Here is a 6564-nt window from a genome sequence, read left to right as displayed (position 1 = left end):
GATCCAGAGCGGGGTGGGGAAAACGAGCGTCTTCGCGCCGAAGGATTTCTTCATGGTTATTTCCCCCCTCCCGGATGATGCGTTGACGTCTGATCAGCAGGATATACACTGACATGGCCCAAGTCCATGACGTTACTCGTAGAATCGAAGGGCATCGCTACCCCCGCGGCGGTTGCCCCGCTCCTCCGATTGTCGTATACTTCCTTTACGTACGAATTGTACGAACCGCGGGCCGGGGAAAGGACGTTGCGGCCCTCGTCCCGGTGGAGGATCTCGAACTCCTGGAGGAAATCGAGGACCGGATCGACGTCGAGAAGGCAAAAAACGCCCTCAAGGAAAAGAGGGGGATCCCCTGGAAGCAGTTGAAGAAAGAGCTCGGCCTGTAACCACTCATGGCGTACGAAGTCGTCGTACAGCCGTCGGCAGCCCGGGAACTCCGCAAACTCCCCCGGGAGATCCGGAAACGGATCGGCAGGAAGATCGACGCGCCGGCGAACGATCCGCGCCCGCCGGATGCCAAGGTCCTTCAGGGAAGCGAGGGATTTCTGCGCGTCCGCGCAGGCGACTACCGAATCGTCTACACCATCCGGGAAAAGACCTTGCTCGTGCTGATCGTACGGATCGGGCATCCGCGGGAGATCTACCGTAAGCGCTGAGCGGTGACGAACGAACCACCGCCTCCGTCGCGGCATCGATCCATCTCCGGTTCGGCAGCGTGGACGGGTCGGGGGAGGCGGCTAATCGCGTCAGCCGGCCGGAGTCTCCGTTACTTCTTCACGATGACCTCACCGATCATGCCGGCGACCTCGTGGGGGATGCAGACGTACCTGTAGGTCCCGGCCACGGGGAAGGTGTGCGTGAATGTGCCTCCCGGATCCATGTTGCCGGAGTCGAACGTCCTCGCGCCCTTCGGGAGGGACACGTTCTTCGGATCCCTCGCCTTTTTCGGGTCCGCCGTCACCGTGTGGGCGACGCTGGAGGTGTTCCTCCATTCGACCGTATTTCCGACCTTTACGGTCACCTGCTTCGGGATGAAGTTCACGACATCCATCGTGACGGTGGCGGCCGGTTTCCCGGTCTCGGCCCCGGACGGGAGCGCCGCCGGCCCCAGGTATCCGAGCATCGCCACGGCCGCCACGATCAGCCAACGGTGCGACCGCAGGAAGGTTGTCATCAAAGGCTCTCCTCTCTTTCCGCCGGCCCGGCGACCCGCCGGCCGGTCCTCTCTGACGGCGGGCGCAGGAATCCAGTGACCGCCCGCCATACCATTGGATGCCGACATCGGAAAACACGATGCCGCCGGGGAGAAAATTCACGCCGGGTCGCAAATCGGCGCGACGCGCCCCCCGGTCCAGGCGGCGCGGGTCCATCGGGCGGCCCGCCGCTTGCCGTATCCTCGTCCCGGAGGCGCTTCACCGCCTCCGACCATTCGCCGATCTTCCGGATCTCGTCCAGGGCGAGGCAGGCCGGGGGGAGGAGACAGTCGCTGTCGCGGCAGTACGAACTGTTCGAACCTGTCGCTGGAAAGGAAATATGACGCCCAATTCCGAGTCGTCTTCGACGCGATCCGCGCCTTGATGGAACCGCCGAAGTCGCCGGGTCGGCGGATCGGGTTCTGAACCTTCTCCGGACCGCGTCAGGTTCGGGACCCGGTCCGGTGGTCATCAGGGGCGGCGGGGACGCTCATCGCTTTTTCCCGGCCGGCGCCCTCCCCGTCCTCTTCCCCTTGCGCGCCGCGGCCTCCCTCGCCCATTCGGCTAGCGAGCGGAGCTGGCCCAGCACAAAATCCCGGAATGAATTCTCCTTCATTTTTGCTGGCATGGCATCAAAATGCTCAAGAATCCCTTACGGTTCAGGTCGATGAGCGTTTGGAAGCGGCCCGTCCCTTCGCCAGGTAGTCTTCGAGCTTGACCAGCGATTCGTTCCAGCCCTGCCGGCACATGTCCCAATCCGGGCCCGGTTTGAGAGGAGCGTGCTGCAGCGTGAACCTCGTCCTGCCGCGCCTCCCGGGCGGACATCGATATTGCAGACAGGCAACGTGAACCCGTTCGGACCCCACCAGCGCATCATGCGGTCGCGTTCGGTCCACGCCTTGAAAACGAGGTCACGCGGCGCATCGAAGACGCGCGTGATGACGAGTTCCTGCTATTCCGGCCGCTCGGCGGCGCTGCCACCCCTCATGGTCATGGTTCTTCTCCTTTCTCTTCAGCGTCGTGCTCCATCCTCATGAGATGCCTGGAGATGGAGGAAAGACCGGGAGGGTTCGAATCAAGAAACTTCCCGTCCCGGTCAGATCGGGAGGCCGGCGGGCTGGTCGAGCGGGTTAGCGGGATGCCCCGGGGAGGGGCCGGAAAAGGAGGCGCCGCGTTATTTGACCGCCGTGCCTTTGAAAAACGTATAGAAAAACGTCCCGTCGGGCCCGGTCGTCCTGCGCAAGTCGACGATCCCCTTTTCCCACGTCGTCTCATCGATGAGACCCGCGCGCAGAGCCTCTTCGCGAACCCCTTCCACCATCGCGATGAACGTGTTCTTCGTGAACCCCTCGACGAGTTCCGGCCTGCTTGCGTCGACATGGACCATCCTTGCGGAGACGCGGGCGTCGCGGAATCCGGCTCCCTTGAGGATCGGATAAAGCTGCCGCCCGATGAGCGAGTTGCCCCCGATCCTTTCCTGTATGTCGATCAGGCATTGTATCGCCCGGTGCGCGTACGGACTGTCGGGGTGGAAGAAGGCCGAACCGTGATCCCCTTCGACGACGGTGACGGTCCCGCCGGTTTTCAGCACTTCCCCGAGACGCCGCAGGGCGGCCACGGGGTCGGGCAGATGCTCCAGCACGAAACAGACGAATACGTGGTCGAAGCGTTCCGCCGGGAACGGCAGGTCGAAGATGTCGCCGTGCCGGAACGAGACGTTGCGCAGCCCTTCCGACGCGACGCGTTCCTGCGCGCGACGCAGCGATTCCGGAGAAATGTCGATCGACGTAAACCGTGCATCGGGGCTGTTTCGCGCAAGGATGACCGTCTGCGCCCCCACGCCGCACCCCGCTTCCAGGACCGCGCTCCCCGGCCGATAGATCGTGTCGGAATGCAGGATCTCCGCCAGCGTGGTCGCCTGGTCGACGAGCCTCGCCGTTTCCCTTTCCGCGTAGCCGTGAACGTAGTCTCTTTCCATCAACCTGCCATCCCGGAAAGGTGTTTCTCCTTGCCCACTTGGTCACACGTGCATGGTCATCCAATCATATCGAAATCGCCGGGTCAAACCACACGTCGGGCCTCAAGACGCAATGGGCATGAATGCCGTCTTGACGCGCCGGGCGCCATTCGATCTGACCCGGGACGAAAGAATCCTTACCTACGGAAAGGGAAGGCTCGTTTCCGTGATGTCCGTCTGACCGGCCGCCTTTGCCCCGACCGATCGAGGAGACGATGGGCCCGGGCGTCATCCCCCGAGCAGGTGCAGGAAATCGTCCCGGGTGATCGCGGCGGTCCCCCGCCCCTCGGCCTCCCCCAGCAGCGCCGCGTACAGGGCGGCTTTCGCGCCTTGAACTCCATCATCTTCTCCTCCACCGTGTGGCGATCAGGAGCCTGCGGACGGTCACCCTCGTCCCGCCGACCTCGGCAGGCTGTTGCAGGACGGCGATGTCGTAGACCGTCTCCCGGTACAGGTAGTACACCTTGAACCCCTTCCAATCCGCGGGGAGGCACGGAGCAAAACGCAGCTTGTCGACTTCCAGTCGCAAGCCCAGCCTTGGTTTGAGCCGGAAAGAACCTGGTTCGAAATCCGGTCAGATCGGAAGGGCGGCCGGCCGGTCGATCAGGGATTCCTGCTCGACCCGGACTCCCCTCTCGACGAGGGTCACCGGGGGTTACTCCGTGTTCACCACCGCCACCTTGATGTCTTTCATCGGGTAATGCTTCGCATTTCCCGTGGCAAGAACCGCCCTGTGGACAAATGCGGTCGCCGCGACCAGGCAATCGTCAAGCTCCAGGCTGTGCCCCTTAGCGCCGCGTTTGTATGACCCGGCCTTCTCCGCCACGTCCCGGGTCACGGCAAGGACCTCTATCTGGTCCAGGAGCGCTTTCGTCCGTTCCTCCTCGGCGGCGCGCATGCCGGCGGCAATCTCCGCCACGGTGACGGCCGAGCAACAGATGTTCGATTCCTCCACGAGCATGGAGAGGAAATCCTTCGCCTTCCTCTTCCCCCTCAAGAAATTGATGAGGATATCCGTGTCTACGAGGGTGTTTTTCATCTCCGGCGCTTCGCACGCGTCGATTTCCGAAGGCGCCGGACGAACGTCTCCGCGCCCCTCGCAAGCTCGGGGTGTTCCGCTTCCTTCCAGGCCCCGAAGCTCGTCTCGATCGCCTTGGCCAGGCGGACCCGTCGCAGCTCCTTTCTCAAGGCCTCGGCGACGAACCGGCTTTGCTGTCTCGGCGAGACGTTGGCCTTGAGTTCCTCCAACAGCTCCTCGGGCAGAACGAAATTGGCCTGCCGCGTCGCGCTTCCCATAAGATGCACCCCCTTATTGTAGGCAACTCTATAGGGTATTACATAGGATGTCAATGGGAAAGCATTGGCTTGCGTGGGAACGGCGTTGCCAACGGGATGCGACCTTAAAACCGGGCGCGGCAAGCATCGGAAATATCCACCCTTGGCCTTTACCGAGCAATGCGTCGCGCAGAATGCGTTCCGGATTTCACGTCTTCTCGACGGCGCGGATCCTGCCCGCCACGTCGCGGAAGAACTCCCGGGACCAGAGGTTCAAGGCAGCCTGGTCCTTGACGAAGGGGGACACTTCCCGGCGCGCCTTCTCCACATCAAGCGCATCGATCGCCTCGCCGAGGGCCGATCGAAACGCGTCGTTCGAAAGGTGGGCCTCTCCCTTCCAGTGGCCGCTCTGCCGCATACGGCTCTCGAGATGGGAAAGGTTCAGCTCCGGGTGATTTGCGGCATACCACACCAGGTCGTACCAGTCGCGCCCCTTCACCCGGTTCTTCCATCGCCTGCACAGGAGCGCATGCATCTTGCCCGCGAACAGGTCCGGCAGCACGTACACACGCACGGCGAACGGAATCGGCTGGAGGAGATAACGGGTCTGCGTGGCAAACCCTGCCGGCGGATCGGTGTCCACTTCCAGCCTGATCTTGAGCACCCTCCCCTTCGGAATCCCGCGAACGATCTCGCGCCCCGCCTCGATGACCAGCAGTTCCCGGATCGTGTCGACCTTCAGGAACGCCGATTCGACGGCGGTCGCCGCCGACTTTTCGATCCTCTCCGCCCGCACCCGGAAGCCGAAGGCGGCGATCTCCTCTTCGAGCTGCGAGGCGTACCGATCGATCCGAAACGCCGGCTCGGGCGCCAGGAGCGAGAACTCGAGGTCCTCCGAGAACCGGTCCAGGCCGTAGAGAATGCGCAGGGCGGTCCCGCCGTAAAGCGCCGCCCGCTCGAAGAACTTCGCGCGCCAGAGCCCGAGCAGGGCCACCTCCTGGAGGATCTCCCGAAGGGCCTGGAGATGGTCGTTCACCGTCTCCCTGCGATATCGCTCCAGCATCTTCGCGACCGCTTCGTTCACCCCTTCCCCCCCTTCCTCAAGCTCCCGACGAGCGAGGCGAGCAGCCGCACCTTGCGGGAGCGGTAGCTCTTCGCCAATTCATCGAGAAGGCCCCTGTCCAGCTCCTTCAACCGTCCCATCTCGATCCGCCACGACTCGTCCAGGTACGACGCCAGTTCCCGCCGGGAACCGATCGTCCCCCGGCGGTCCGCCACCAGCGCATCGGCCAGCGCCTTCTCGGGCATTCCGACGAGGAAGGCCCGCCCGTCGCTGGTTTCCACGCGGTCCACCCCGACCGGGAATGCCTCCATGGAGATCCTCCGGTAGGTGAAGCGGCCGACCGGCGTATCGAACGCCCGGGACCGGCCGCAGGTCACCGACGTAACCGTCTCGACCCGCTCGGGAATCAGGCCGTGCGAGGCAAGGGCGTATTCCAGGGAGACACACGAAGGCCCGTAGATCAGGTTGGCGAGAAGCTCCCGGCAGATGGGCTTGCGGCGCTCCTCCTCGCCGAAGACATACAGTCCCTTCTTGACCCGGACGATGACGCCGTCCCGCAATAACGCCGTGATCTTCGCCCTCGGGCGAGAATATCCGGCCAGGGCGTCAAGCAGCGATTGGTAATCGAATTCCTCATGAGGAATCCGGTTTCGGAGAGAAAGAGATCTCATGACGCAAGTATACGCATTTAGACATAGTATGTCTATAGTTCTTGGACTTACTATGTCACATAAGAGGGTACTGTGGGATGTGTCGCGAATTGTGACCGGTTCGATCGACGGAGACAGACCTGAGACAGCCGGCCTACCCCATGAGCCGGGTCGCCGGGTTCAGGAGAAACTCCTCCAGCGGAATCCCCGCTCGTCGTACCGATGATTGCCATGCTATGCTTCCCGGGGCTATACTGGAAATGCATTATATTATTCGTTACCATGCGCTTTATTTTGGGTAGCCGATGAACCCGCAAGGCACTGGTCCGCGCCGGCATCGGACTCTCCTTCATGTCGGTCCATGGA

General features: G+C 62.9%; 8 protein-coding genes and 1 pseudogene (1 of these 9 only partly in view). 1 reads left to right on the top strand and 8 read right to left on the bottom strand.

The window, feature by feature from the left end; all coding sequences use genetic code 11:
- Positions 1–54, bottom strand: a pseudogene (locus A2X88_06500) (flavoredoxin) (it extends 179 nt beyond the left edge of the window).
- 338 nt (positions 55–392) lie between these two features.
- Here A2X88_06500 and A2X88_06495 point away from each other — a divergent pair.
- Entirely contained in the window at positions 393–656 is a 264-nt protein-coding gene (locus A2X88_06495; protein OGP33659.1) for a hypothetical protein, read from the top strand.
- Positions 657–766: 110 nt separating this feature from the next.
- Here the strand turns inward: A2X88_06495 and A2X88_06490 are convergent, their stop codons facing one another.
- The 7 genes from A2X88_06490 to A2X88_06460 all read right to left on the bottom strand — a co-directional run bounded on the left by A2X88_06490 (position 767) and on the right by A2X88_06460 (position 6219).
- Entirely contained in the window at positions 767–1123 is a 357-nt protein-coding gene (locus tag A2X88_06490) for a hypothetical protein (GenBank protein ID OGP33661.1), read from the bottom strand.
- Between the two features lie 1244 nt (positions 1124–2367).
- A complete protein-coding gene (locus A2X88_06485) occupies positions 2368–3171 on the bottom strand; it encodes a methyltransferase type 11 (protein ID OGP33658.1) in 804 nt (267 codons plus the stop codon).
- A gap of 379 nt (positions 3172–3550) precedes the next feature.
- Positions 3551–3739 carry a hypothetical protein gene (locus A2X88_06480; protein OGP33657.1) on the bottom strand — a complete coding sequence of 63 codons (189 nt, stop codon included), beginning with the start codon at positions 3737–3739 and terminating at the stop codon, positions 3551–3553.
- 126 nt (positions 3740–3865) lie between these two features.
- Positions 3866–4249, bottom strand: coding sequence for a hypothetical protein (locus A2X88_06475; GenBank protein OGP33656.1), 384 nt, complete (start codon positions 4247–4249; stop codon positions 3866–3868).
- Positions 4246–4506 carry a hypothetical protein gene (locus tag A2X88_06470; GenBank protein ID OGP33655.1) on the bottom strand — a complete coding sequence of 87 codons (261 nt, stop codon included), beginning with the start codon at positions 4504–4506 and terminating at the stop codon, positions 4246–4248. The genes A2X88_06475 and A2X88_06470 overlap by 4 nt, the downstream gene beginning before the upstream one ends.
- A gap of 187 nt (positions 4507–4693) precedes the next feature.
- A complete protein-coding gene (locus A2X88_06465) occupies positions 4694–5548 on the bottom strand; it encodes a hypothetical protein (protein ID OGP33660.1) in 855 nt (284 codons plus the stop codon).
- Between the two features lie 17 nt (positions 5549–5565).
- Complete coding sequence (locus A2X88_06460) at positions 5566–6219, bottom strand: hypothetical protein (protein ID OGP33654.1); 654 nt, start codon at positions 6217–6219, stop codon at positions 5566–5568.
- Between the last annotated feature and the right edge of the window lie 345 nt (positions 6220–6564).

Source organism: Deltaproteobacteria bacterium GWC2_65_14, from assembly GCA_001797615.1.
Lineage (GTDB): Bacteria > Desulfobacterota > Deferrimicrobia > Deferrimicrobiales > Deferrimicrobiaceae > GWC2-65-14.
This window is presented reverse-complemented; position numbering and strand designations above follow the sequence as displayed.

Bases quoted from the DNA above. Each gene is read 5' to 3' on its own strand.
- A2X88_06495 (OGP33659.1), top strand. From the start codon at position 393: ATGGCGTACGAAGTCGTCGTACAGCCGTCGGCAGCCCGGGAACTCCGC.
- A2X88_06490 (OGP33661.1), bottom strand. From the start codon at position 1,123: ATGCTCGGATACCTGGGGCCGGCGGCGCTCCCGTCCGGGGCCGAGACC.
- A2X88_06485 (OGP33658.1), bottom strand. From the start codon at position 3,171: ATGGAAAGAGACTACGTTCACGGCTACGCGGAAAGGGAAACGGCGAGG.
- A2X88_06475 (OGP33656.1), bottom strand. From the start codon at position 4,249: ATGAAAAACACCCTCGTAGACACGGATATCCTCATCAATTTCTTGAGG.
- A2X88_06470 (OGP33655.1), bottom strand. From the start codon at position 4,506: ATGGGAAGCGCGACGCGGCAGGCCAATTTCGTTCTGCCCGAGGAGCTG.
- A2X88_06465 (OGP33660.1), bottom strand. From the start codon at position 5,548: ATGCTGGAGCGATATCGCAGGGAGACGGTGAACGACCATCTCCAGGCC.
- A2X88_06460 (OGP33654.1), bottom strand. From the start codon at position 6,219: ATGAGATCTCTTTCTCTCCGAAACCGGATTCCTCATGAGGAATTCGAT.